At 65.4% G+C, this 25,054-nt stretch carries 23 protein-coding genes; 12 read left to right on the forward strand and 11 right to left on the reverse strand.

What is annotated here, in order from left to right:
- The first annotated feature begins 134 nt into the window (after nucleotides 1-134).
- Nucleotides 135-1,028 carry an alpha/beta hydrolase gene (locus ACEN9P_RS17890; RefSeq protein ID WP_477660681.1) on the forward strand — a complete coding sequence of 298 codons (894 nt, stop codon included), beginning with the start codon at nucleotides 135-137 and terminating at the stop codon, nucleotides 1,026-1,028.
- 8 nt (nucleotides 1,029-1,036) lie between these two features.
- On the opposite strand, the gene ACEN9P_RS17895 is transcribed toward ACEN9P_RS17890, so the two are convergent.
- From ACEN9P_RS17895 to ACEN9P_RS17905, 3 genes are all read right to left on the reverse strand, one after another.
- On the reverse strand, nucleotides 1,037-2,014 hold the full coding sequence (locus ACEN9P_RS17895) for a GMP reductase (protein WP_477660682.1): 978 nt from the start codon (nucleotides 2,012-2,014) through the stop codon (nucleotides 1,037-1,039).
- A 202-nt stretch (nucleotides 2,015-2,216) separates the two neighbouring features.
- Nucleotides 2,217-5,219: a DUF2135 domain-containing protein gene (locus ACEN9P_RS17900; protein ID WP_495620026.1), complete on the reverse strand. Its 3,003-nt coding sequence runs from the start codon at nucleotides 5,217-5,219 to the stop codon at nucleotides 2,217-2,219.
- Nucleotides 5,220-5,296: 77 nt separating this feature from the next.
- Complete coding sequence (locus ACEN9P_RS17905) at nucleotides 5,297-6,022, reverse strand: hypothetical protein (RefSeq protein ID WP_477660684.1); 726 nt, start codon at nucleotides 6,020-6,022, stop codon at nucleotides 5,297-5,299.
- Between the two features lie 21 nt (nucleotides 6,023-6,043).
- Here ACEN9P_RS17905 and ACEN9P_RS17910 point away from each other — a divergent pair, with 21 nt between their 5' ends.
- The gene (locus ACEN9P_RS17910; RefSeq protein WP_477700960.1) at nucleotides 6,044-8,473 is read left to right on the forward strand and encodes a UvrD-helicase domain-containing protein; all 2,430 of its coding nucleotides are present in this window, start codon (nucleotides 6,044-6,046) and stop codon (nucleotides 8,471-8,473) included.
- Nucleotides 8,474-8,476: 3 nt separating this feature from the next.
- Here the strand turns inward: ACEN9P_RS17910 and ACEN9P_RS17915 are convergent, their stop codons facing one another.
- The 4 genes from ACEN9P_RS17915 to ACEN9P_RS17930 all read right to left on the reverse strand — a co-directional run bounded on the left by ACEN9P_RS17915 (nucleotide 8,477) and on the right by ACEN9P_RS17930 (nucleotide 11,561).
- On the reverse strand, nucleotides 8,477-9,247 hold the full coding sequence (locus ACEN9P_RS17915; RefSeq protein WP_495620027.1) for a FecR family protein: 771 nt from the start codon (nucleotides 9,245-9,247) through the stop codon (nucleotides 8,477-8,479).
- A gap of 32 nt (nucleotides 9,248-9,279) precedes the next feature.
- A complete protein-coding gene (locus ACEN9P_RS17920) occupies nucleotides 9,280-10,104 on the reverse strand; it encodes a BPSS1780 family membrane protein (RefSeq protein WP_477660687.1) in 825 nt (274 codons plus the stop codon).
- Nucleotides 10,105-10,208: 104 nt separating this feature from the next.
- Complete coding sequence (locus tag ACEN9P_RS17925) at nucleotides 10,209-11,159, reverse strand: homoserine kinase (protein WP_477660688.1); 951 nt, start codon at nucleotides 11,157-11,159, stop codon at nucleotides 10,209-10,211.
- Between the two features lie 54 nt (nucleotides 11,160-11,213).
- A complete protein-coding gene (locus tag ACEN9P_RS17930) occupies nucleotides 11,214-11,561 on the reverse strand; it encodes a hypothetical protein (protein WP_477660689.1) in 348 nt (115 codons plus the stop codon).
- Nucleotides 11,562-11,718: 157 nt separating this feature from the next.
- Between ACEN9P_RS17930 and polA the strand changes: the two genes are divergently transcribed.
- The 3 genes from polA to ACEN9P_RS17945 all read left to right on the forward strand — a co-directional run bounded on the left by polA (nucleotide 11,719) and on the right by ACEN9P_RS17945 (nucleotide 16,338).
- Nucleotides 11,719-14,550 (forward strand): DNA polymerase I, encoded by a 2,832-nt coding sequence (gene polA / locus ACEN9P_RS17935; RefSeq protein WP_477660690.1) that lies wholly within the window; start codon nucleotides 11,719-11,721, stop codon nucleotides 14,548-14,550.
- A complete protein-coding gene (locus tag ACEN9P_RS17940; protein WP_495620028.1) occupies nucleotides 14,550-15,215 on the forward strand; it encodes a hypothetical protein in 666 nt (221 codons plus the stop codon). The genes polA and ACEN9P_RS17940 overlap by 1 nt, the downstream gene beginning before the upstream one ends.
- 211 nt (nucleotides 15,216-15,426) lie before the next feature.
- A complete protein-coding gene (locus ACEN9P_RS17945) occupies nucleotides 15,427-16,338 on the forward strand; it encodes a M28 family peptidase (RefSeq protein ID WP_495620029.1) in 912 nt (303 codons plus the stop codon).
- Here ACEN9P_RS17945 and ACEN9P_RS17950 read toward each other — a convergent pair.
- From ACEN9P_RS17950 to ACEN9P_RS17965, 4 genes are all read right to left on the reverse strand, one after another.
- Nucleotides 16,301-17,164, reverse strand: coding sequence for a fatty acid desaturase family protein (locus tag ACEN9P_RS17950; protein ID WP_495620030.1), 864 nt, complete (start codon nucleotides 17,162-17,164; stop codon nucleotides 16,301-16,303). The genes ACEN9P_RS17945 and ACEN9P_RS17950 overlap by 38 nt on opposite strands.
- Nucleotides 17,165-17,210: 46 nt before the next feature.
- Nucleotides 17,211-17,630 (reverse strand): hypothetical protein, encoded by a 420-nt coding sequence (locus ACEN9P_RS17955; protein WP_477660694.1) that lies wholly within the window; start codon nucleotides 17,628-17,630, stop codon nucleotides 17,211-17,213.
- A gap of 36 nt (nucleotides 17,631-17,666) precedes the next feature.
- Nucleotides 17,667-18,191, reverse strand: coding sequence for a thiol-disulfide oxidoreductase DCC family protein (locus ACEN9P_RS17960; RefSeq protein ID WP_495620031.1), 525 nt, complete (start codon nucleotides 18,189-18,191; stop codon nucleotides 17,667-17,669).
- A 65-nt stretch (nucleotides 18,192-18,256) separates the two neighbouring features.
- Nucleotides 18,257-18,829, reverse strand: a complete 573-nt coding sequence (locus ACEN9P_RS17965; protein WP_477660696.1) for a GbsR/MarR family transcriptional regulator — start codon at nucleotides 18,827-18,829, stop codon at nucleotides 18,257-18,259.
- Between the two features lie 97 nt (nucleotides 18,830-18,926).
- Between ACEN9P_RS17965 and ACEN9P_RS17970 the strand changes: the two genes are divergently transcribed.
- From ACEN9P_RS17970 to ACEN9P_RS18000, 7 genes are all read left to right on the forward strand, one after another.
- On the forward strand, nucleotides 18,927-19,832 hold the full coding sequence (locus ACEN9P_RS17970; protein WP_495620032.1) for a helix-turn-helix transcriptional regulator: 906 nt from the start codon (nucleotides 18,927-18,929) through the stop codon (nucleotides 19,830-19,832).
- 155 nt (nucleotides 19,833-19,987) lie between these two features.
- Nucleotides 19,988-20,788 (forward strand): fumarylacetoacetate hydrolase family protein, encoded by an 801-nt coding sequence (locus tag ACEN9P_RS17975; RefSeq protein ID WP_495620033.1) that lies wholly within the window; start codon nucleotides 19,988-19,990, stop codon nucleotides 20,786-20,788.
- A 132-nt stretch (nucleotides 20,789-20,920) separates the two neighbouring features.
- Nucleotides 20,921-21,832, forward strand: a complete 912-nt coding sequence (locus tag ACEN9P_RS17980) for a dienelactone hydrolase family protein (protein ID WP_477660699.1) — start codon at nucleotides 20,921-20,923, stop codon at nucleotides 21,830-21,832.
- A 223-nt stretch (nucleotides 21,833-22,055) separates the two neighbouring features.
- The gene (locus ACEN9P_RS17985; RefSeq protein ID WP_477660700.1) at nucleotides 22,056-22,898 is read left to right on the forward strand and encodes a ZIP family metal transporter; all 843 of its coding nucleotides are present in this window, start codon (nucleotides 22,056-22,058) and stop codon (nucleotides 22,896-22,898) included.
- A 139-nt stretch (nucleotides 22,899-23,037) separates the two neighbouring features.
- Nucleotides 23,038-23,262, forward strand: coding sequence for a hypothetical protein (locus ACEN9P_RS17990; protein ID WP_495620034.1), 225 nt, complete (start codon nucleotides 23,038-23,040; stop codon nucleotides 23,260-23,262).
- Nucleotides 23,263-23,503: 241 nt separating this feature from the next.
- Nucleotides 23,504-23,725 (forward strand): hypothetical protein, encoded by a 222-nt coding sequence (locus tag ACEN9P_RS17995; protein WP_477660702.1) that lies wholly within the window; start codon nucleotides 23,504-23,506, stop codon nucleotides 23,723-23,725.
- A gap of 72 nt (nucleotides 23,726-23,797) precedes the next feature.
- On the forward strand, nucleotides 23,798-25,048 hold the full coding sequence (locus ACEN9P_RS18000) for an FAD-dependent oxidoreductase (RefSeq protein ID WP_495620035.1): 1,251 nt from the start codon (nucleotides 23,798-23,800) through the stop codon (nucleotides 25,046-25,048).
- Nucleotides 25,049-25,054: the final 6 nt, after the last annotated feature.

A 25,054-nucleotide genomic window follows, 5' to 3' on the forward strand; every position in this document is an offset into this window, starting at 1 on the left:
TTTGTACTCTGTATACAGAATACGCTGATCTTGGAGCCGGTGATTTCGGGTTTACCCGGGGTCGTCGATAGGCTGGCCGGGCTGTGCCAAGATGGCGGCCACTGGCTGATTTGCCATTTTTCAGGAGAACAACAATGAACCCCTTCGATCCCGCCTGGCTGGACCGCATGTACAACAATCGCGCGCTGGTGCCCGAGCACCCGGCCTACTTCGCGCGCTGGGCCGCCGACTCGCAGGCCGTGCGCAAGCGCCTGCCCTGCCAGGTTGACGTGCCTTACGGCAACCATGCGGGTGAAATGCTGGATGTGTTTCCGGCCGGCGGTTTCGGCATCCACGGCGCCAAGCCGGGCAAGGGTGCGCCGGTGATGGTGTTCATCCACGGCGGCTACTGGCGGGCCCTGGACAAGTCCGACCACTCCTTCATCGTGCCGCCCTTCACCGAGGCCGGCGCCTGTGTCGTGGTGCCCAACTACGCCCTGTGCCCCGCGGTGACGATTCCCGAGATCACGATGCAGATGGTCAAGGCCTTGGCCTGGACCTGGCGCCACATCGCCCGCTACGGCGGCGACCCCAGCCGCATCACGGTGGCCGGGCACTCGGCCGGCGGACACCTCGCAGCCATGCTGCTGCTGTGCGACTGGAAGGCCTATGCCGGCGACCTGCCGGCGGACCTGGTGAAAAATGCGCTGTCGATTTCAGGCCTTTACGACCTGGAGCCCATGCGCCACGCGCCCTTCGTGAAAGATTCGCTCAAGCTCACGCCCGAGCAGGTCGCCAAGGCCAGCCCGGCCCTGCTGCCGGCGCCGCGCCGCGGCACGCTCTACAGCGTGGCGGGGGCTGACGAAAGCGCCGAGTTCCTGCGGCAAAACCTGCTGATCCAGCAGGCCTGGGGCGAGCGCATCGTGCCGGTGTGCGAATCGCATTTGCGCCGCAACCACTTCAGCGCGCTGGACGCGCTGGCGGAGACGGACCACCGCCTGCACGGCCTGGCGCTGGATTTGCTGGGGCTTTCCGCCAAGCCTGCGTAAGCAGGCCCTTACATCAGCAGGTGTTCGCCCGCGTTGTCGCCGCCCAGCGTGACGTAGTTGACCTTGCGGATGTCCAGCAACTTGGTGCCGCCGGCATAGCTGATGGAGCTCTGGATGTCTTCTTCCATCTCGCGCAGCGTGTCGGCCAGTGTGCCCTTGACCGGCTCCAGGATGCGCTTGCCCTCGACGTGCTTGTACTCGCCCTTGTTGAAGTCCGAGGCGCTGCCGTAGTACTCCTTGAAGAGCTTGCCGTCGACCTCCACGGTCTTGCCCGGGCTTTCTTCCAGGCCCGCGAGCATGGAGCCAATCATCACCATGGTTGCGCCAAAGCGCACCGACTTGGCGATGTCGCCGTGCTCGCGTATGCCGCCGTCGGCAATGATGGGCTTGGTCGCCACGCGCGCGCACCACTTGAGCGCCGACAGCTGCCAGCCGCCGGTGCCGAAGCCGGTTTTCATCTTGGTGATGCAGACCTTGCCCGGGCCTATGCCGACCTTGGTCGCGTCGGCGCCCCAGTTCTCGAGGTCTATCACGGCTTCGGGCGTGCCCACGTTGCCGGCGATCACAAAGGATGCCGGCAGCTTCTGCTTGAGGTAGGCGATCATCTTCTGCACCGTGTCGGCATGGCCGTGCGCGATATCGATGGTGATGTATTCGGGCACCAGGCCCTCGGCGGCAAGGCGGTCCACCGTGTCGTAGTCGGGCTTTTTCACGCCCAGCGAAATGGAGGCATAGGCGCCGCGCGCCTTCATGTCTTTCACGAACTGGACGTTGTCCAGGTCGAAGCGGTGCATCACGTAGAAGTAGCCGTTCTTCGCCATCCAGGCGCAAATCTCCTCGTTGACCACCGTCTTCATATTGGCCGGCACCACCGGGATGCGGAAGCTGCGCCCGCCCAGCGTCGCGCTGGCGTCGCATTCTGAACGGCTTTCCACGCGGCATTTGCGCGGCAGCAGCAGGATGTTGTCGTAGTCGAAGATTTCCATGATTCCCAAGCTCCTTAAAAACTGTTGAAGAAACAGAAGGCGCTTGGACTGGACCGGCTTTCGCTGCCTGGGCGGCAACAAAAAACCGGGCGCAATTGCTTGGGCCCGGTGATTGATTCTATGCGCCTCCTATGCGGGCCGCACCCGCCAAGGCGGTATAGCCTTTATATGCGAAGTGGCATCTCGCTTGGCGGTAACGGTGTCAGCGCACCTCAACCTCGGCCACACGCACCGTCTCCTGGCCGCGCGTGAGCCGCAAGGTGGTCCATTCGTCGCGCGCCTGCGGCGTGCCGAAGCCGGTGGTCACACGCACCATCACCGTGGTGCCGGCCGACAGCACCTGCTGGCGATGGCCGAAAAACTGGGCTTCCACACCATACTTGCCGGGTTTGGCCGTCTTGAGCGAGAACTCCTCGGGGCCGTAGCCGCCCGTTGCGTCGGGGCTCATGGCGCCGCCCTGGTAGCTCAGCCGGTTGGCGTAGCTGGCCCTCTCGCCGTTCGGGTCGCTCACCCACATGTCGATGTCGGTGTCGTCGGTATCCCAGGCCATCACCACACGCAAGGCCAGCGGCAGGTTGCGGCGCAGGCGAGTGTCCACACGGCTGAGGTCCAGCGCGGGCTGGCCGCCGGCGTTTGCCTGGGCGGCAATCGCGTTGAGTTCGGCCAGCGCGATCATGTTGATGCCGGCGAAGCGGCCGTTCCAGGGCTGCGACACCACTTCCCACAAGGCATTGACGGCGCGCTGCGGCTGGCCGCTCTCGGCCAGCGCCAGGCCCAGGTCGCGCCAGGACTGCGGCTCGTTGGGTGCCAGTTCGCTGATGCGTTCGAACACCGGAACGGCCAGGTCGTTGCGGCGCGCCTGCACCAGGCGGTAGGCGTAAAGGCGCAGCAGCTGGCGGTTTTCCAGGTTCATCTCCGCGAGGTTGGAGAGCACGCGCAGGCCCAGCTCGGGCAGGCCGCGCTCAAAAAACACACCGGCCGCATCCATGTAAAAGGAACTGCTGCTGAGGTAGGCGGCGCGCTCGTCGAGGTAGACGCGGTAGAGATCGTCCTTGCCGGCATTCTGCAGGCGCTTCATATAGGGCGCGTCGGGCGTCCAGGCCTGCAGCGCGATGGTGGCGGCGGGCACGGCTGCAGCCTGTTTGGCGCGGCGCAGGTCGGCGGTGTCGGCACGTGCTTCGGCGGCCATGGCGGGTGCGGCCGATGGGGCCGGTGTAGCGGGAGCTGCCGCCGCGGGCGCGGCGGGCGCCGGCATCGGTGTGGGCCTGGCGTGCTCGCGTGAACGTGCCGCACCGGCCAGGCTACCCACAGCGCCCTGGCTGATTTGCATCTCGGCCTTGGGCTCGGCACGCTTGGGCGTGTCCTTGGGAAAGTCTTTGTCCCACCAGCGCTGCTTCTCATCAAACTGCCGCACCATGGCTTCGATGTGCGCCTGCCGTGTCTGCGTCGCCTGCGCGAGTTGCTGCTGGCCCAGCCGCGCGACTTCGTCTGCCAGTTCGGGCGGGGCGGGCAGGTTGTAGCGCGCGTAGTCGGAGGCCAGTTCCAGCACGATCAGCGAGCTGTTGGGCCCCACGATGCCGTGCGCCGCCGCGATGCGCTGGAGTTCGCCGCTGTGAAGGCCGGGGTTTTCGGCCAGCTCGGCGCTGCGCCACTGGGCCCATTGCTGGCCGGGCCAGTGGCCGCTGACCGGCTTGGCATTGACTTGCAAGGCCAGCGTGCGCCGGCGCCCGTCCGGGTGCGCGAGTGTGATGTCGACGCGGGCGCTGCTGTCCAGCAGCTCGCCGGCCACCGCGATGCGGCCCTGGCTCACGCGTGTTGTCGGCGCCACCAGCTGCCGCGCCGACAGGCTGTCCAGCTTCGCGATGCGCCAGCCCTGCATCAGCATGGCCTGCGCGCCTTCGTCGGGCGATTGCAGGGCGGCATCCACGAGTGTGCCGCCGGTGCGGTCGGCCAGCCGGGCCAGCCGCGCCATGTCGGCGGAAGCTGCGCCGTTGATCACCATCACGGGTGCCGTGTGGGTGTAGCGAATGGTTTTTTTGCCGTCCGTCATCAGGCCGTCGGTCACCATCAGGGTGGTGTCCACGTCGGCGGGAATCGGCAGCTCGTCGAAATTGCTGGAGCCGTCGAAAGGCTCCGCGCGCAGCATGTCGGCCAGTTCCTCAAAGCGGCCCGGCGCCACGGTGAAGCTGCGCACGGCTTCGGCCTTGTTGCGCACCACCAGCAGGCTGAGCTTCACGGGTTGGCCGAGCTTGCGGAAATAGGCCTCCAGCACCGGCAGCACCCGGGCCTGCGAGGCGGCCGAAGCCGAGGCATCCCACACCAGCGCGATGTGCGACGGCGCGGGCCGCCTCACCGGTTCGTCGCGCAGGTCAAGCTGCCCGGCAAAAAAAGTCTTGCCGGCGGTCTCGCCCACCATGACTTGCGGCTTGCCCGTGCGGCGCAGCGCAAGTTGCAGCCAGCCAGCCGGGCCTTGCGGCGCCTGCCACTGGTTTTTCTGCAGGGCCAGCTCCATGCCGGTGGTGCCGGCGTTCAGGCCGGTGGCGGCAGGCGCCTGCAGCAGTTGCACATCCTGGCGGGCCGCGCCGTGGGCGCGAACACTGACTTGCAACTGCCCGACGGTGGAGGCGAAGGCCAGCGGCACCCTGAGCACGCCGGCATCGCCCCGGCGCGCCAGGGTTTCGGTGATGCTGAGCACCACGCGCCGCTCCCCCATGGCCGGGATCGGGTAGACGCGCAGCTTGTACTGGTTGCCGGCCGCGGCTTCCAGCAGCCCCGGGTCCACGCGCCGGCGGCGTATGTCTTCAAAGATTTCCTGGCCCTTGGCCTTGGGCACGGGTACCGCGTCGCGCAGCCGGCCGTTGACGTCCAGCGCGAAGCCGGTCACCACCTGGCCTTCCTGCAGCGGGAACTGCAGCTCGCCTTCGAGCACGCGGGGGTTGGGGTTGAAGAGGCGCAGCTCGACACGGGTGCGGGCCTGGTCGCCGAAGACGTCGACCTCCACCAAAGCCGCGCGCAGCTGTATGGGCTGGCCCATATTGTGGTTAACGGAGATGGCCGGCGGCCGCCAGTCGGGCGGCGGCATGAACTTGATGTCCTGGGGAGGCTGCGCGACCGGGCTGAGGGCCAGCGCCTGGAGGCTGAAACAGGCCGCGGCTGCGGCCTGGAGGAAACGGATGATGCTGTGTGCGGTGTAGCCGTGTGGCATTGAAATCCCCTTGTTGTTGGCGATGCACCCTGAAACGGGGCGTGCGGCAGAAAGGGGTTAAGCGGCGCGAATTATTTTCAAGAGGTACAGCGCGACTGCGCGGCGGCCAGCACCCGGCCCTTGTCATCCTCCACCCAGCCCAGTACCCGCATGCGTTCGGGATTGGCGCCTTGCGCGATGCTCATGGAGCGCGCATCGAAGAAACGATTCGGTGCGCCCTTGGCCGGCGGCTTGCGGCCGTCCCAGGGCACCTGGATCACATTCCTGACCAGGTTGCGCTCCACCGCCGAGCCTTCGGTGCCCGCAGGCAGGGTTTCGACCAGGGCCAGCCAGGCCGTCCACTGCCGGCCTTTGGCGGCCGCGGGGATGGGTTTGAGCTCAATCGAGGTGCCCAGGTAGCCGCTGAGCGGCAGGCCGTGGGCCACGCGCAGGGTCGCGCCCTGCAGCCCGCGCACCGGCAGGGTGCTGGCCAGGGTTTGCGTGGGCGGGCTCTGGCGCAGTGCCGCCAGGCGGTCCAGCGCCTCGCGGGCAGCCACGGCGGACAGCGGTGCGTCGTCGCCCTTGTCGCCGGGCAGCACCCAGTCCAGCGCGAGCTGGCCGGCGTTGGCCTTGGGCGTGGCGGGGTCGGCCCAGCAGCTCTCGCAATTGGCGTTGATGAAACGCTCCAGGAGCTGCGCGGGCCGGGGCTGGCCGTCGCTGGCGCAAAAGGACTGGGCCCGTGCCTGGCCGGCCGCCAGTGCCGCCAGGAGGGCGATTACCGCTGTGAAGGGCAGGGCCGAAGGGCGGGGAACAAATGGTTTCATCGGGGCTTTCTACAATGAGGGATGTTCTCAGAAGTCGCGCCAACCTCCCCACTCTTACAAAATCTTAACCCGGAGCAACTGGCCGCGGTCACCTTGCCCCCCACGCATGCCCTGATTCTCGCGGGGGCGGGCTCCGGCAAGACCCGGGTTTTGACGACGCGCATCGCCTGGCTGCTGCAGACCGGCCAGGTCTCGCCGGGCGGCATCCTGGCCGTGACCTTCACCAACAAGGCCGCCAAGGAAATGCTGGCCCGCCTGTCGGCCATGCTGCCGGTCAATGTGCGCGGCATGTGGATAGGCACCTTCCACGGCCTGTGCAACCGCTTTTTGCGCGCCCACTACAAGCTGGCCAACCTGCCGCAAAGCTTCCAGATCCTGGACACGCAGGACCAGCTCTCGGCCATCAAGCGCCTGTGCAAGCAGTTCAACATCGACGACGAGCGTTTCCCGCCCAAGGAACTGATGTGGTTCATCGCCGGCAACAAGGAAGACGGCCTGCGCGCCAAGGACGTGCAGGTGCGCGACGAAGAGGGCCGCAAAAAGGTCGAGATCTACGCGCTTTATGAAGAGCAGTGCCAGCGCGAAGGCGTGGTCGATTTCGGCGAGCTCATGCTGCGCAGCTACGAGCTGCTGCAGGGCAACGCGGCGGTGCGCGAGCACTACCAGCGGCGCTTTCGTCACATCCTGATCGACGAGTTCCAGGACACCAACAAGCTGCAGTACGCCTGGATCAAGATGCTGGCGGGGCAGGGGGATGCCGCCCAGGGCGGCCAGGCCATGCCCGGCGGCTCGGTGATCGCGGTGGGCGACGACGACCAGAGCATTTACGCCTTTCGCGGCGCGCGCGTGGGCAACATGGCCGACTTCGTGCGCGAGTTCGAGGTGCAGCACCAGATCAAGCTGGAGCGCAATTACCGCAGCTTCGGCAACATCCTCGACTCGGCCAACGAGCTGATCAGCCACAACAGCAAGCGCCTGGGCAAAAACCTGCGCACCGAGGCCGGCCCCGGCGAGCCGGTGCGCGTGTATGAATCGGCCAGCGATTTCGCCGAGGCGCAGTGGTTTGTCGATGAGGTCAAGCAGCTGGTGCGCGATGGCGTGGAGCGCAAGGAGATCGCGTTGCTTTACCGCAGCAATGCGCAGAGCCGGGTGATGGAGACCGCGCTTTTTAATGCCGGCGTGCCTTACCGCGTCTACGGCGGGCTGCGCTTTTTCGAGCGCGCCGAAATCAAGCATGCGCTCGCTTACCTGCGCCTGCTGGAGAACCCACGCGACGACACCAGCTTCATGCGCGTCGTCAACTTCCCGCCGCGCGGCATAGGCGCGCGCAGCATAGAGCAGCTGCAGGACACCGCGCGCGCCGCGGGCTGCTCGCTTTACGACGGCGTGAGCGCCGTGCCGGGCAAGGCCGGCGCCAACCTGGGCGCTTTCGCCGCCAAGATCGACGTGTTGCGCGAGCAGACCACGGGCCTGAGCCTGCGCGAGATCATCGAGCTGGTGCTGCAGCACAGCGGCCTGGAAGAACACTACAAAACTGAAAAAGAAGGCCAGGACCGGCTGGAGAATCTGGCCGAACTGGTCAATGCCGCCGAGTCCTTCGTGAGCCAGGAAGGTTTCGGCCGCGACGCGGTGGCGCTGCCGGTCGACGAACTGGGCGCGCGGCTCACGCAGTCGCCGGCCAGCCAGGGGCTGGATGCATCGGCTCCGCAGCTTAATGAGCCCTTGCCCGAGGCCCTGGCGCCCGACACCGAAACCGGCGAAACGCTGTCGCCGCTGGCCGCCTTCTTGACGCATGCGGCGCTGGAATCCGGAGACAACCAGGCGCAGGCCGGCCAGGACGCGGTGCAGCTCATGACGGTGCATTCCTCCAAGGGGCTGGAGTTCGACTGTGTCTTCATCACCGGCCTGGAAGACGGCATCTTCCCGCACGAAAATTCCATGAGCGACCGCGACGGGCTGGAGGAAGAGCGCCGCCTGATGTATGTCGCCATCACGCGCGCGCGCAAACGGCTCTACCTGAGTCACTCGCAGACCCGCATGCTGCACGGCCAGACGCGCTACAACCTCAAGAGCCGCTTTTTTGACGAGCTACCCGAAGCCGCGCTCAAATGGATCACGCCCAAGAACCAGGGTTTTGCCTCGGGCATGGGCGGCTCAGGTGCCTGGGGCGGCAGCGGCCAGGCGGGCGGCGGGCGCAAGGACTGGGCCAGCAGCGTGTTTTCGTCCAAGGCCGGCGCTTCCGAACGTTTTGCCAACCCGCCGGTGCCGCCGCAAAAGGCCGCGCCCTCGCACGGGCTCAAGGCCGGCATGGAAGTGTTTCACGCCAAGTTCGGCGAAGGCAAGGTGATGATGCTCGAAGGCAGCGGGGACGATGCGCGCGCGCAGATCAATTTCACGCGTCACGGCGTGAAGTGGCTGGCGCTCAGTGTCGCCAAACTGACTGTGGTCTAGCGCCTATCTCGTTGGCGGGACGACGGGCATCTGCGCCGGGTGCATCTGGCCGGGCTGCGGGTCCATGTAACCGCGGCCGTCCTTCACGCCTTTTTTGCCGGCGATCTGCCAGGCGGTCCGCTGGTCGACCAGGCCGGCCAGGAACTCCAGTTCCTCGTCGCTGTGGTTGATGGCATTGGCGGGACTCAGCCGGCGGCCGTCCCTGGGTGCCACCTCGCCCCAGAAGGCCTGGTGGTAGTTGGACTGCGAGAGTACTTTTTCGCCGTTCGACTCCATGTCGACCGTGCCGTAGCAGTTGCAGAAATAGCTGCGATTGTCCTGGTTGGCGAACACCTCGGCATACACGCCGGTGCCGCGTATGCCGGCCGTGAGGGTGGGCATGACGATGGAGCGGCTGCTGCCCTTGCCCCAGACGCTGACCACGGCGCCGGTGATCATGCGCAGCAGGCTCACGCTGTTGAGCGAGCTGCCTCGCTCCACCGTGATCATCGAGTTCTCGCGCACCTGGAAGGCCGAGTTGCCGATGACAAACATCAGGTTGGAGCCCGGCCCGGTCTGTATCTGGTCGCCGGTCATGATGATCTGGCCGTTTTGCAGCCGGCCGCCGTTGAGCAGGGCGTCGCCCCGGAGTTCGACGATATTGCTGCGCTGCTGGGCCATGGCGGCGGGCAAGCCGCCCATGGCGACCCAGGCCGCGGCGGCCTTGAGCGTGTCACGTCTTTGAAACCACAAAATCTCTTTTTCGCTACGGCCTTGCAACTGGTGCTGGGTCATGAAGAATCTCCGGTGGGATAACGGTGGGGTCGTCAGGATTTGTCGTCAATGTTATGGGCGTCCTCAGCGCTCCCCGTCGAATCGTCGGGTGGCGTGGCCACGAAGCTATCACGAAACGTGAAGTAAATCGAGGTGGAAAACATGGCTGCCATCAGCAGCGCCAGCGGCATCATGGCCGCGGCCATCAGGGTGGCGCTGCCCGTCAGGCCGGTGATGATGCTCAGCACAATGCCCATGCCCAGGAACACGGCGAACCAGCCCAGGCCGTACATCAGGAAGGCGCCCGCGTTGCGGATGCAGGCGACAAAGCTGAAAAACAGGCTTTTGACCGGTGAAATGCCGTGCCAGTGGACCAGTGCCGGCGCATGCCAGAACAGCAGCGAGACCGGCAGGTAAAGCAGCATGGTGACCAGCATGGTCAGCTGGAACTGCGGCGCCAGCATGGCTTCGCGGCCGGCTTCGGCGGTTGCGGGCGCGGCGGCCGGCACGGGCGGCGCATCCACCAGGAAGGGCACCACCATCACGATCAGCAGGCAGGCCGCGGCATACAGGGCGCCCAGCACCAGCATGGCGCGCATGCGCTGGCGGCCCGCGCGGAAAGCGCTGACCAGCACCGTGGGCATGGGAAATTTACCCTTGAGGGCTTCCTGCGTGGCGGCCATCAGGCCCAGCGTGGCGGCCGGCACGATCATGAAGGCGAGGATCAGCCCCAGCACCGGCAACAGCGACAGCAGCGTCCCCACCGCCATATAGAGGAAAAACAGGCCCGACATGGCCAGCGGCTGCTGCAAAAAGGTTTTGACGCCCAGCTTGACCCAGGTGATGCCGGTGCTCGCGGGAACGATGTTGAGTTTCATGGTCTTCGGGACTTCGGGAAAGGGTTGCCAGGGCGGAACCGGGCGGGGATTGCAGGGGCAGTGTGCCTCAAACCGGCGGGCGCTGCCCGCCGCGCCCGCGGGACTTAAAGAAGGTAAGGCTGCGCAAGCCGCTGGCGCAGCACACGCTCGAAGTGGCTGGGGTCGTGCGCCTTGAGCACGGCGGCTTCGCGCGGCAAATGCAAATCCCACAGCCGGGACAGCCAAAAGCGCAGGGCGCCGGCGCGCTGCATGGCCGGCAGCAACTGGCGTTCCTGCGCGGTCAGCGGGCGCACCGCCTGGTAGGCCGCCAGAAAGGCCGCGGAGCGTTCGTCATCCTTGGCGCCGGTGGCCAGGTCTATGCACCAGTCGTTGAGGCAGACCGCAATGTCGAACAAAAAGGTGTCGCAGCCGGCGAAATAAAAGTCAAAAAAGCCGGTGAGCTTGCCGTCCTCGAACATCACGTTGTCGCGGAACAGGTCGGCATGCACGACGCCGTTGGGCAGGCTGCGGCAGGCCGAAGAAGCCGCCACATGGTTCTGGTAAGCCAGCTCGCCCAGGATCAGGCTGCTTTGTTCGGGCGTCAGGTGGGGCAGCACCACGGGCACTGTTTCGTTCCACCATTCCAGGCCGCGCAGGTTGGGTTGGCGGCGCGGGTAGTCCAGGCCGGCCAGGTGCATGCGCGCCAGCGCCTCGCCCACGCCGGCGCAGTGCGCCGCCGTGGGCGCGAGTTCGCTGTGGCCGCGCAGCTTGCTGACCACCGATGCAGGTTTGCCCTTGAGCTCATGGAGGATGTTGCCTTTGGTGTCGCCTGCCGGGTCGGGCACAGGGATGCCGTGCGCCGCCAGGTGCTGCATCAGGTGCAGGTAAAAGGGCAATTGCTCGAAGCTCAGGCGCTCGAACAGGGTCAGCACATACTGGCCCTGGTCGGTGTCCACAAAGTAGTTGGTGTTTTCGATGCCGCCCGCGGCACCCTTGATATTCTGCAGCTGCCCCAGATTCAGGGCGTTCAAGAACGCTGCAGCCTCGTCAAACGAGACTTCGGTGTATACGGCCATGCCTGAAACTGAACCCTGGAATTCTTGGAGTTGTGTGTCTGGAGAGGGTGGAAATCAGAACTTCAGCACGTTCCACACGCGGCTGCCGTTGGTGTCGTTGCTGGTTGACCCCGGTGCGCTACCGCGTGCGCCTTCGGCGGGTTTGACTTCATAGGCCGCGCCGCCGGTTTTGGGTTGCACGGTGATCTGCTGGGTTTCGCCGCCCACGCGAAGCTCGTCGATGCGGGTGCCGGCATCTTCGGTGCGTATGCGCTTGATGGCCTGGTCGGGGCGTCCCGAGGGGGCCGGCGCCGCCTCTGCCTTGGCGGGCGGCGCGGTGTTTTGCGCGGGTGCCTGGGCCATGGCCGCGGCCAGCGGCAGCGCTGCGGCTGCAGCGATAAGGAGGCGGAAAGCGTGGTTCATGCCTGCATTGTAGGCCTGCGGCGGCTGGGCGACAAAGCCCCGCCCTGTCGTAATAAAGAGGCTGGCCGTGTAGGCAAAAACCGCTTGCCGGGGATGGTTCGGGGCGCCAGCGGCGTACCCGGCGGGGCCGGGCCGATATCCCCGACAATCAGGCCCCATGAGTACCGACAAAAAAACGCTGCTGCTGGTGGACGGCTCCAGCTACCTGTATCGCGCCTTTCACGCCATGCCCGACCTGCGCGCCAACCCGGGCGACCCGGCCAGCCCGGCCACGGGTGCCATACGCGGCATGGTCAACATGATGCAGAAGCTGCGCAAGGATGTGCGCGCCGACTTCGCCGCCTGCGTGTTCGACGCCAAGGGGCCGACATTTCGCGACGCGCTCTATCCTGACTACAAGGCTCAGCGCTCGCCCATGCCCGACGACTTGCGCAGCCAGGTCGAGCCCATCCACGAGGTGGTGCGCCTCCTGGGCTGGAAGGTGCTGGACGTTCCCGGCGTGGAAGCCGACGACGTGATAGGCACGCTGGCCTGCCTGGCGTCCAGCCAGGGCATTGAGGTGATTATTTCCAGCGGCGACAAGGACTTGAGCCAGCTGGTCGACGAAAACATCACCGTCATCGACACCATGAACGACAGGCGCCGGGACGTGGCCGGGGTCGAGGCCGAGTTTGGCGTGCCGCCGCGGCTGATGGTTGACTATCAGGCCCTGGTTGGCGATGCGGTCGACAATGTGCCGGGCGTGCCCAAGGTCGGCCCGAAGACTGCTGTCAAGTGGCTGCTCGAATACGGCTCGCTGGACGCGCTGGTGGCGCGCGCCGGCGAGATCAAGGGCGTGGTCGGCGAGAACCTGCGCCAGTCGCTGGACTGGCTGCCCAAGGGCCGGGAACTGCTGACCATCAAGAAAGACTGCGAGCTGGACGACTACATCGCCGGCCTGCCGGCCCTGGATGCGATTGCCATGGGCGGGCAGCAGACCGAAGCCCTGAAAGCCTTCTACGAAAAATACGGTTTCAAGGGCCTGGTCAAGCAGATCGACACCGAAAGCATGCCCGCTGAATTGCCCGCCGGACCCGAAGGCCGGCACAAACCCGCGCCGGCGGGTGGTTCGGGCGGCCGCTCGGATTCGCCGGGCCTGTTTGACGAAGCGCCCCTGACCGACACACCGCCGGCCCAGCGCACCAGCAACCTCAACTACGACACGGTGCTCACCTGGGAGGATTTCGACCGCTGGCTGGCGAAGATCGAGGCGGCCGAACTCGTCGCGCTGGACACCGAAACCACCTCGCTCGATGAAATGCTGGCGGAAATCGTCGGCCTGAGCTTTAGCGTCAAGCCCGGCGAGGCGGCCTATATCCCGCTCACGCACGACTATCCCGACGCGCCCGCGCAGCTGCCTCGCGACGAGGTGCTGGCCCGCCTCAAGCCCTGGCTGGAAAACCCGGCCAAACCCAAGCTGGGCCAGCACGTCAAATACGACCGCCATGTGTTCGCCAACCACGGCATCGAGGTGCAAGGCTATGCGCACGACACCATGCTGCAAAGCTATGTGCTGGAAGTGACCAAGCCGCACGGCCTGGCCAGCCTGGCCGAGCGGCACGTGGGCCGCAGCGGCATCAACTACGAAGACCTGTGCGGCAAGGGCGCGCACCAGATCAAGTTCAACCAGGTCGACATCGCCAAGGCCGCCGAATATTCCTGCGAAGACTCCGACCAGACGCTGGACGTGCACCGCGTGCTGTGGCCGCGGATCCAGGCCAATAACAAGCTGCGCTTCATTTACGAGCTGGAAATGCAGAGCAGCGAAACGCTGTACCGCATCGAACGCAACGGCGTGATGATTGACGCGCCCACGCTGGCCGCGCAAAGCCATGAGCTGGGCCAGCGCATCATCCAGCTTGAAGCCGAGGCCTATGAGATCGCCGGCCAGCCCTTCAACCTGGGAAGCCCCAAGCAGTTGGGCGAGATCTTTTTCGACAAGCTCGGCATGCCGGTCATCAAGAAGACCCCCAGCGGCGCGCGCAGCACCGATGAAGAGGTGCTCGAAAAACTCGCCGAAGACTATCCGCTGCCCGCCAAGCTGCTCGAGCATCGCTCGCTCAGCAAGCTCAAAGGCACTTACACCGACAAGCTCGCGCAGCTGGCGCTACCCCGCACCGGCCGGGTGCACACGCACTATGCGCAGGCTGTGGCGGTCACGGGGCGGCTGTCGAGCAACGACCCCAACCTGCAGAACATCCCGATCCGCACGGCGGAAGGCCGGCGCGTGCGCGAGGCCTTCATCGCACCCCCCGGCAGCGTGATCGCCAGCGCCGACTACTCGCAGATCGAGCTGCGCATCATGGCCCACATCAGCGGCGACGAAGCGCTGCTCAGCGCTTTCACCAACGGTCTGGACGTGCACCGTGCCACGGCCGCCGAAGTCTTCGGCGTGGCGCTGGAGCAGGTCAGCAGCGAACAGCGCCGCTATGCCAAAGTCATCAACTTCGGGCTGATCTACGGCATGAGCAGCTTCGGCCTGGCGCGCAACCTGGGCATAGAGACCAAGGCCGCGGCGGCCTATATCGACAAATATTTCCAGCGCTACCCCGGCGTCAAGAACTACATGGACGAGACGGTGGCGTTTGCCCAGAAACACCACTATGTCGAAACCGTATTCGGCCGGCAGCTGTATCTGGCTGAAATCACCGGCGGCAACGGCCCGCGCAAAAAGGCCGCCGAACGCCAGGCCATCAACGCGCCCATGCAGGGCACGGCGGCCGACCTGATCAAGCTCAGCATGAACAAGGTGCAGCAAGTGCTCGACGAAGAGAAACGCGCCACCAAAATGATCATGCAGGTGCATGACGAATTGGTGTTCGAGGTGCCCGAGGCCGAAGTCGAATGGGTGCGCACCGAGATACCGCGCCTGATGGCCGGTGTGGCGGACCTGAAGGTGCCGCTGCTCGCCGAGATCGGCGTCGGGCCTAACTGGGACAAGGCGCATTGATGGCGCGATCCTTTGTTGCGGCCAGGCATTGTGTCCGGGCCGGCGCAGCGATGGCCCTGCTGGGCCTGGCGCTGGTGCTCTTTGACCTCGTGTATTTACCTCTGTGGGGCGGTGATCTCGTAGCACATTCGGGCCCCAGGGATTCGCGCGCCGTACCGGTGACAAGCTTGCCCGGCGGCGAGCAATTCGCGCATCACCAGAAGAGCAAGACGGGCGAGGTTCCCCTGGTTCTGCCGCTGGACATCCAGCCCCGCGACGGGCCGATTGCCGTCGTGACCCGGGACTGGTCCTGGCAGTTCGACACGCGCTTCGGGCCGGGTCTGATGGAGCTCACCCCCGAGCGCCTGACTTATGCCATGGGGAAGCGCGAACGCTTGCGGCGCAGCAAAAAAGGCGGGCCGGTCGACCCAAGCCTGAATCTGGGCAGCCACTATGTGCAGCAGGGCCTCTACGACCTGCAAGATGGCAAAGCCTACTACCTTCTGTTGCCCCTCAGCGCGGGCAAGCAGGGCGACTATTACGAGGTCTGGGTGCGGCGGCAGGCCGCCGAGGAGCCAGGCAGGTACCTGCTCTGGGGCTTTGTGCTGTTTGCCGTGGGCCTTGGATTGGCATTCGCAGCGGCGCACTGGTCACGCCGTGGTGCACCGTTCCGGAAGCCACGTTGAACAACGCCTTGCACCACCTGATGTGTCGCTGTTACCTGAAATCGGTGTTGGGCCGAACTGGGACAAGGCACATTAATGTGTCCCCGGTCCCTTTGCCGTGGGCCGACCTATGAGAAGAACCCGGAAAATTTTCGCCCTCTTTACCGCTCTGGCTGTGCTGGCGGCCGGTGCCGCGGCAGGCTACGCCTGGTACAGACTGACCCAGCCTTTTGTGACCGCCAGTGAAATGGCGGCGCCGGCTGGGAAAACCGCGTCCGCTGCCGGGCTGGAGCGACTGGTCCGCAAACTTTCCACCGATTTTGCGGATCGCACTTTTGACAATGAAAGCCGGCTGGAGGGGGCCGCCGTGTACCTGGAGTCGCAGCTTGCCCGGCTGGGCCTCAAGGTCGAGAGCCAGCACTTCACTGCCGAGGGCCGGCCTTACCGAAACCTGGTCGTGAAGCTGGGCCCTGATACACCTGAAGTGATGGTGGTAGGCGCTCATTACGACGTGGCCGGCGAGCAGCCGGGCGCGGACGACAACGCCAGTGGTGTGGCGGGGCTGCTTGAGCTCGCACGGCTGCTCAAGGGCCAGTCGTTTCGCCAGCGGGTGGAACTGGTGGTCTACACCAACGAAGAGCCTCCCTTCTTCCGCACGCCCTACATGGGCAGCGCCGTTCACGCCCGGTCACTTGCCGAGTCCGGCAAGCGCGCCTCGCTCATGCTGTCGCTGGAGTGCATCGGCTACTTCAGCGACGAACCAGGAAGCCAGGACCATCCCGTGCGGCTCCTGAATGCCATTTACCCGACTACGGGGAATTTCATTTCTTTAGTGGGCTTTTACGAGGACGGCGATGTCTCGCGCCAGGTGAAGACCGCCATGAAGTCGGCCTCGGACCTGCCGGTGTATTCCATCAATGCGCCGAGTTTCGTGGTGGGCGTCGATTTTTCGGACCATCTCAATTATTGGAATGAAGGCTTTGTGGGAATGATGGTCACCGACACGGCCTTTTACAGGAACAAGGCCTATCACACGCCGCGGGATACGGCGGACAGGCTGGACTACGGGCGTATGGCAAAAGTCGTCGATGGCGTGCGCGCGGTTGTCATGCAGCATGCTGCGCCTGCCGCGCCGCCGCGCTAGTTTTCGGCAGCTCCAGCACTCGGATCTGGGTCCATCGTGGGTCGGCCGCATCCAGCCGGCTTGCCAGCATGGGCAAATGGTTGGCCGGCACGGCGGGATAGAGGTGGTGCTCGACGTGGTAGAGCAGGTTCACGGTCAGGCGGTTGACCCAGGCACGCCGTTCGGTGCGCGCGAACACGCCGCCGGCGTCGCAACCATGGTGCACGCTCCACACCGCGAAAAATCCGACCAGGGCGTTGGAGCCCATCATCGCCACCACGTGGTAGCGCAGCCAGGCCTGCTCGGTCGCGATGGCGGCCAGCCAGGTCGCGGCGATCAATGACAGCTCCATCCATACCCAGCGCCGCGTGCGCGGGCTGCCGTCGCGCAGTGCCTGCGCGTGGGTGCGCAGGCTGAACAGCGGCCCCAGCAGCAGGGCGCGCCAGCCCGCTTGCCGTGCCCAGCCGCCTTCTTCGTCGCCTTCGCCCAGCGGGTTGCGGTGGTGCGCCAGGTGGGTGTGGCGTATGGCGTGGGTGGAGCACAGCATACCCAGGGTCAGCATCAACAGCACGGCATCCAGCCAGCGGCGCGGCACGCCTATGCTGGCGTGGTAGCTGTCATGGGCCTGGCGCAGCGCGGTCAGGAAGAAGGCTGCCGACAGCGGCATCGCCAGCCAATACAGGTCTTGCTGCGCGGCCCACAGCGAGCCAGCCAGCCAGGGCGCGGAAAGGCCCAGGTTCAGCGCCACCTGGCGGGGGCGCAAGGCCACGAGGTCGTCCCAGCGGACTTGGGTGGGCCTGGGCCTTGCGCTGGCGGCTGCACGGCTTGTGTTGATATCCAGAGACATGGCTTGGCCTCCTCGTGCGATCCGGTCTTGCGGTGCGCGCTCGCTTTCAGAGAGTGCCGCCGGCGGCGGCAGGCGGTGTGGCTGGCGCGACGGCTCGGGCACTCTGCACATGGGCGGCCAGTTCCCTGGCCGCGATCCATTGGCGCACCTGCGTCCAGACATTGCGCGAGATGATGGCCACGGTGGCGAACACGCCCGCCATCACCAGCCACAGCGAGCGCCGCATCGCATCGATCGCGCTGTTGCGGTCGGTGAATTCGCCGAAGCTCAGCATCAGCAGCAGGGTCCCCGACACGGCCAGCAGGTAGGCGCAGCGTATCCAGAACTCCGCGCCACCGTCCGCGTCGCACAGCATGCGCAGCACCTTGTAGAGGATGGGCTTGAGGTAGCTGATCGCCACAATGGGGCCGACCACCGCGACCAGCAGCGAGACAAAAAACAGGGTGGCATCGAGATGCGCTTCCATGATGGGTGTTTCCTTTCTTGGTTTGAAGAACTTTGTTTAACGCGAGCAACTGGCGGAATCGCAACGGGCGGCGGCCGAGCGTTCGGCCGCGCGCCGCACGGCACCTTCAAACATCAGCCGCACCATCCCGCGCGGAATCCGGTGGCGGTTGCGCGCCAGCACCGGGTAGCCCCATTCCGCGAACGGGCGCAGCAGCGGCAAACGCATCGCGGCGCTGACCCAGCCCAGGCCGACCGCCTCATAGGCCAGGCGGAACACTTCCACGCCCTTGAGTACGCGGCTGTCGGCCCTGCGTGCGTGGATCAGCTCCAGCAGGTCCTGCATCGTGGTGCCCGCGGGTGGCCCCGAAAAGTCCGGTGCCGAGACGTCGGCAAAGCGCAAATAGCCTTCGGTGTTGCGCAGCATCAGATTGCTCATTTCGGCATTGCAAAGCGGGCAGGCCGATTCGTAGTACAGGGTCAGCGGATAGATGGCCGGGTCCATGCTGGCTTTGAGGCTGTCGTAGCGGGCATTGCCCGCATTGCCCGTATCGAGGCGGGCGGTGTTGTGGTTTGCAGTCATTTTCTCTCCTTTATAAATTTCAGTACAAACAGAAATCAATGGTCAAAAAAAAGCCGACCGGCCTTTCAGAAGGTGGGCGGCAGCAACTCCGAAGGGTCCATGGGCTTGGCATCGTTGTCGCCGCGCACGAACTTCTGCACGCTGGCACCCATGCGCAGCACTTTTTCAAGCGTGTTGGGCGACAGGCGCAGCATCTCGTCGGCCCACAGGCCCAGCGATTCCATCAGCCTCAGGGTTTCACGCACGCGGTCCTGGGCGTCGGCGGGCTCGGCCTCAAAACCCTGGTCCTTGACGAGTTCGCGCAGCATGCGCACCGTCGGGTCGTATTCGCGCTCCTTGCGCTCGCGCACCACGGTGCGGAACAGCTCCCAGACGTCCAGCGAGGTTTCGTAATAGTCGCGCCTGTCGCCCAGAACGTGGGTGGCGCGTATCAGGTTCCAGTTCAGCAACTCCTTAAGGCTGGTGCTGACATTGGAGCGCGCCACGGCCAGGGTGTCGGCGATATCCTCGGCATGTAGCGGGCGGCCATGGAAGAAGAGCAGGGCGTGGATTTGCGAAACGGTGCGGTTCACGCCCCAGGCGGTGCCCATTTCTCCCCAATGGACGACAAATTTGCGGGCGACGGGGCTGAGTTCCATGGCTCTGACTATACGTTGTCTGAAATTTCTGTCAATACAGAAATTAAAGATGCGGAAAAGAAACAACAGGGTGAGCCCAAGCCCGAGAATACGGCGCATGACAGACATCAAGACCTACGGCATGTCCGAGCGGGCCGACCACCTGGACTTCGACATCCGGTCCCAGCTGGTGCGGCCGCCTCTTGTGCGCCCGCACCGGCACGAGTATTTCCAGATCCAGATCAGCCTGCAGGGCGACACCGAGCAGAACGTGGCCGGCACGGTGCGACCTTTCCGCCGTGGCTATTTGAGTTTTATCCTGCCTTACCGCGTGCATGTGATCCCGCATCCCGAGGGCTCGCGCTACGTCATCATCAATATGTCGCAGCAGTTTTTGCGGCCCGGCCTGGACGTGGACCCGCTGGACCTGGAAGACGTGCCCTTGAGCCGCGCGCCCGAATTGGCGCCCTTTTTGTTCCAGGAATACGCCGATTTTTATTTTTCCGAGGACGAGTTTCCCGAGATCGAGGCGCTGCTGGAAAAACTCGCGTCTGAGAACGCGCACCGCCGTTTCGGCTCCATCGAGATGATCCGCGGCCTGATGCTCCAGCTCATAGGCCTGGTCTGCCGGAAATATGAAGCCGACCTGCTGCGCTTTTCGGCCAGCCAGGCGCAACAGGGCAGCCGGCGCGCCAGCCTGCAGCGCGCGGTGCGCTACATCCGCGAGCACCTGGCCGGCGAAGTCACCCTGGCCGACGCGGCGGCGGCCGCCTTTCTCTCGCCCAATTACCTGGCCCACCTTTTAAAGAAGGAAACCGGCAAGACCTTCACCGACCTGGTGACCGAGCGGCGGCTGGAATTTGCCCAGGAGCAACTCGCGCACAGCGGCCAGCGCATCGCGAGCATCGCCCATGCCTCGGGTTTTGCCGACGAGGCTTATTTCGCGCGGCGCTTCCGCCAGCGCTTCGGCCAGACGCCCAAGGCTTACCGCGACAGCGTACGGGCCAAAATTTCCGGCGCTTGAGCCGCCGTATCTGCTGCACCGCAGCAGCACTGCATTGAATCGTCCGGTAAATGCGTAATTGCGTCCGCCTGGGCAAGCCGTGTCCGCCCTAAGCTTTAAGGTTGGAGAAAAATGCCGACAACAAGCTCCAGCTTTTATCAATCCAGGAGACACCCATGACACAACCAGACATGAGCAAACGCGGAATTCTGCAAACAGGCGCCCTGATGGCGACAGGCGCGGTCGTCGGCTGCGCCACGCCCGGCACGGCGGCCAATGCGCCGGCCACGCCCTTCGCGGTGGCCGGAACCTACATCCCCATCGCGGGCAGCACCGAGATGTTCCCGGTGCGCCGCATCTACTGCATAGGCCGCAATTACGCGGCCCATGCGATCGAGATGGGCTCGGACCCGAGCCGCGAGCCGCCTTTCTTTTTCCAGAAGCCGACCGACGCCATCCAGGTGGTGCCGCCCGGAAAGGTCGCCGACCATCCCTATCCCACGCTGACCAAGAACTACCACTACGAAGTCGAATTGGTGGCGGCGCTGGCCAAGGGCGGGCGCAACATCCCCATGGACAGGGCGCTGGACCTGGTCTACGGCTACGCGCTGGGCCTGGACATGACGCGGCGTGATTTGCAGCGCGGCATGGGCGACCAGAAAAAACCCTGGGAAATCGGCAAGAGCTTTGACATGTCGGCCCCCATAGGCCCCATCCACAAGGTGGCGCAGACCGGCCACTACACCAAGGGTGCGATCTGGCTCAAGGTCAACGGCCAGCTCAAGCAGAACGCCACGCTCAACCACATGATCTGGTCGGTGGCCGAGCAGATCTCCAAGCTGTCCGAGGCCTTTGAGCTCTTCCCCGGCGACCTCATTTATTCAGGCACGCCCGAAAACGTCGGCCCGGTGGTCAAGGGCGACGTCATCGAATGCCACATCGACGGCCTGCCGGAGCTCAGCGTCAAGATCGTCTAAGCCAAGGGCGAAGTGTGGAAAGGGGCGGGGCAAGGGAAAACACCATGCCATCGCCCCGCGGTGGCAAGAACTTCCGGGGCCGCATAGACTCCGATAGCTTGCCTTCCAACAACTACTTCTGAGGAAACCGCCATGCTTGAACACGACCAGAAAAAAGACTTCGATGCCTTGCTGCCTGGGCGGAGCACTGAAGCCGGCGCCAGCCGCCGCACCGCGCTCAAAACGGCTCTGGGTGTCGGTTATGCCGCCACCGCCATGCCCATCATGGCGCAGACCGCGATCAAGACCTCCTCCGAAGGCCTGAAGACCGGCGAGACCACCTACGAGGTCAACGGCTTCAAGGTGCCCGCCTTCTTCGCGGCGCCCGCCGGCAGGACCAACCTGCCGGTGGTGCTGGTGATCCAGGAGATCTTCGGTGTGCACGAATACATCGCCGACACCGCGCGGCGCTTCGCCAAGGCCGGCTACCTGGCCATCGCCCCCGAGCTTTACGCGCGCCAGGGCGACCCCAGCAAATACAACGAAATGGCCAAGCTGATGGCCGAGGTCGTCTCCAAGGTGCCTGACGAACAGGTCATGGCCGACCTGGACGGCGCGGTGAAGTGGGCGGGCGCCAACGGCGGCAACACCAAAAAGGTCGGCATCACCGGCTTTTGCTGGGGTGGCCGCATCACCTGGCTGTATGCCGAGCAGAGCAAGAACGTCAAGGCCGGCGTGGCCTGGTACGGCCGCCTGGTCGGCCAGCCCTCGGCGCTCACGCCCAAGCACCCGCTGGACCTCGCGGCAGGCCTGAAGGCGCCGGTGCTCGGTCTCTACGGCGGCCAGGACGGCGGCATCCCGCTGACCACCGTCAACCAGATGAAGGACGCGCTGGCCGAAGCCGGCGCCAAAGGCAACAAGGCGGCAGCCGCCTCCGAATTTGTGGTCTACCCGCAGGCGCCCCACGCCTTCCATGCCGATTACCGGCCCAGCTACCGCAAGGATGCGGCTGAAGACGGCTTCAAGCGCGCACTGGCGTGGTTTAAGAGCCACGGTGTAGTCTGATTCCCCGCTGGCAGGATGTCAGCCGCCTCCCCTGAAAAGGGCTGGCGGCTTTTTTACGCCGCCCCCTCTTGACAGCCTTGATAAGATTAAAAGAACCCCGGCCCGCTGGCATTGAATGCCGCGCCCGGGGTTTTGTCGTCTGTGGTGTAACCTCCGGGTTGCCCCTGCAGGCTTGGGCTGATCAATTTGGGCTTCGGCCCAGTCAATACGGGCATATGTAGCTATGACTTTGCTAGCAATCTTGATGGGAACCCTGGCCGCCGGCATAGGCAGCGTGTGGCTGGCGGCTTTGCTGAGCTTCGGCGTGCTGACCCGCTACACCCAGCACATGCTGAGCCTGGCCGCCGGCGCGCTGCTGGCCACGGCCTTTATGCACCTGCTGCCCGAGGCTTTTGAAAGCCAGGCCGGCGCCAAGGAACTGTTCGCGACCTTGCTGGTGGGGTTGGTGTTCTTTTTTCTGCTCGACAAGGCCGAGCTCTGGCACCACGGCCATGAGCACCACGGCGGCGAGCACCACGGCCCCGAAGCGGCGGCGCATGCGCAGCATGACCATACCGGGCATGTGCATGCCGCGCACAGCCACCACGGCCACGGCCATGGGCATGGTGAAGCCCGCACCGGCGGCTGGGCCGTGCTGGCCGGCGACAGCGTGCATGCCTTCGGCGACGGCATTTTGATCGCCTCGGCCTTTATGGCGGACCTGCGGCTGGGCGTGGTCGCGGCGCTGGCGGTGCTGGTGCACGAGGTGCCCCACCACATGGGCGACCTGGTGGTGCTGCGCCAGACCTCGAACAACCGGCGCGCCGCCCTCATCAAGGTGTCGCTGGCCGGCGCGGTGACGGCATTGGGCGGCGTGGTCGGCTATGCGCTGGTCGACCAGCTCTATGACTACCTGCCGTTTTTCCTGATCATGGCCTCGAGCAGCTTTATCTATGTCGCGCTGGCCGATTTGATCCCGCAGCTGCAAAAACGCGTGACCGCCCGCGAAACCATGGCGCAGATCGCCTGGCTGGCGATTGGCATAGGCCTGGTCACGCTGATCAGCGGGATGGCGCACCACCATTGAGGTTTTTCGGCCTGGCGGCGCTGTAAGGCGGCACTGACACGGACATGGCGTGGCGGCCTACAAACCCCGGCCGGGCAGGGCGGGAAGATGGGGGTGAGTCTTACGTGCCCCCGTTTCCTTGTGCAAAGGCAGGCCCGCCATGAACTTCCATTCAGAACCCACCACGGTTTCCAGCGCCTTCCGCCCGTCGACGGCTTTTGGCACGGGCAGGCCGTCTCGCCGGGTATCGCAGCACAAGCCGCGCATTGTTCGCCGCCCGCGTGCCGCGGCCTACATCGCGTTCTTCATCACGGTCTTCGCCAGCATGGCGGCCGCCGCGACGCTGGCGACCCACGACATTCCGCTCATGCTGCTAGGCCTGTGATGGCGGCCACAAACCCCAACGTTCCGCCGCCCGAGCCGCTACCGCCCCTGGACACGCCGCCGGACCCGGGCGAGGTACAGACCACGCCCATGCCAATGACGGTGATATAGGCGAAAAAATCGCTGCCGGCAATGAAATCGGAACCGGTGTAGTGTCATAAGGCGCACAGGAAATGCGCAACGCAGGCAGGACACCCGTTTCGGGTTTCCCGCAGGGTTTGACTGCTGCAAGGAGAACCGACATGCCGATAGACACCAGCCCCGAAGGCGCCGAGCTGCTGCACCAGCCGGTCGTCAAGCCATTTCCCGAAATCAGCCCCAAAGAGTCCCACCACGCCCACCATGCCCGGCAAGCCATCGAGGACGACGGCCACAACCACGATGAGGGCGACGCCGGCGCCGCATCCGGCGCTTCCCCGGGTACAAGCCTGAAACCGGGCCCGGCCCCTGCGCCGCCGGCTTGAGCGCCTGCTCCGCGCTTGCACCGCGCGGCAAGCTTCTATAAGGTCGGGGGACTTTTCCTCGAGGGAGACACCATGGCCGAAGTTCTCAAGGTCCGCTGCTGCATTGCCGGCGGCGGCCCGGCCGGCATGATGCTGGGCCTGCTGCTGGCACGCGCCGGCGTGGAGGTGCTGGTGCTTGAAAAGCACGCGGATTTCCTGCGCGACTTTCGCGGCGACACCGTGCATCCGTCCACGCTGCAGGTGATCCACGAGCTGGGCCTGCTGGACAAATTCCTGGCACGCCCGCACGAAGAGGTCAGCGAGCTGCGCGCGATCGTCGGCGACACCCAGGTGGTGCTCGCCAGCTTCAAGCGCCTGCGCATACGCTGCCAGTTCATCGCGATGATGCCGCAGTGGGAGTTCCTGGATTTCGTGCGCGACGAGGCCGAGCTTTACCCTGGTTTCCGTTTGCTGCAGAACGCCGAAGTCACGGGGCTGAGCGAGGAGGGCGGCACGGTGACGGGCGTGCATGTCACGACGCCGGAAGGCCCCTTGCAGGTGAGGGCGGACCTGGTCGTAGGCGCCGACGGCCGGCGCTCGACGGTGCGCGCCGCCGCCGGGCTGGTGGTGCGCGACCTGGGCGCGCCCATCGACGTGCTGTGGATGCGGCTGCCCAAGCTGCCGGGAGATCCTTCCACCACGGGCGGGCGCATCACCACCGGCATCTTCCTGGCCATGATTGACCGCGGCAGCTACTGGCAGTGCGCCTATGTGATTCCCAAGGGCGGGATTGAGGCCGTGCGTGCGCGTGGGCTGGAGGCCTTCCGGGCCGACATGGTGAAGGTGGCGCCGCTGTTCGCGGGCCGCATGGACGCGCTGGCAAGCTGGGACGACATCAAGCTGCTGAGCGTGACGGTGGACCGGCTGGAGCGCTGGTACAGGCCCGGCCTGCTGTGCATAGGCGACGCCGCGCATGCCATGTCGCCCGTGGGCGGCGTCGGCATCAACCTGGCGGTGCAGGATGCGGTGGCGGCGGCCAATACGCTGGCGCTGCCGCTGGCCGATGCGCGCGTGGGCACGGCGGCCCTGACGCCATTCCTGGCGCAGGTCGAAAAGCGGCGCCTGCTGCCGACCCGGCTTACGCAGGCGGCGCAGGTGGCCATCCAGAACCGCGTGCTGAGCCCGGTGCTGGCGGCGCGCGGCAGCGAGGCCCCGCCCATGGCGCTACCCTGGCCCTTGAAGCTGATGCGCCGCTGGCCGCTGCTGCAGGCGCTGCCGGCTTATGCGGTGGGTGTGGGCGTGCGGCCCGAGCATGTGCGCTCCCCGGCGCGGCCTCCCGCCTAGATTTGT

This window comes from Polaromonas sp. Polasp52, from assembly GCF_059491565.1.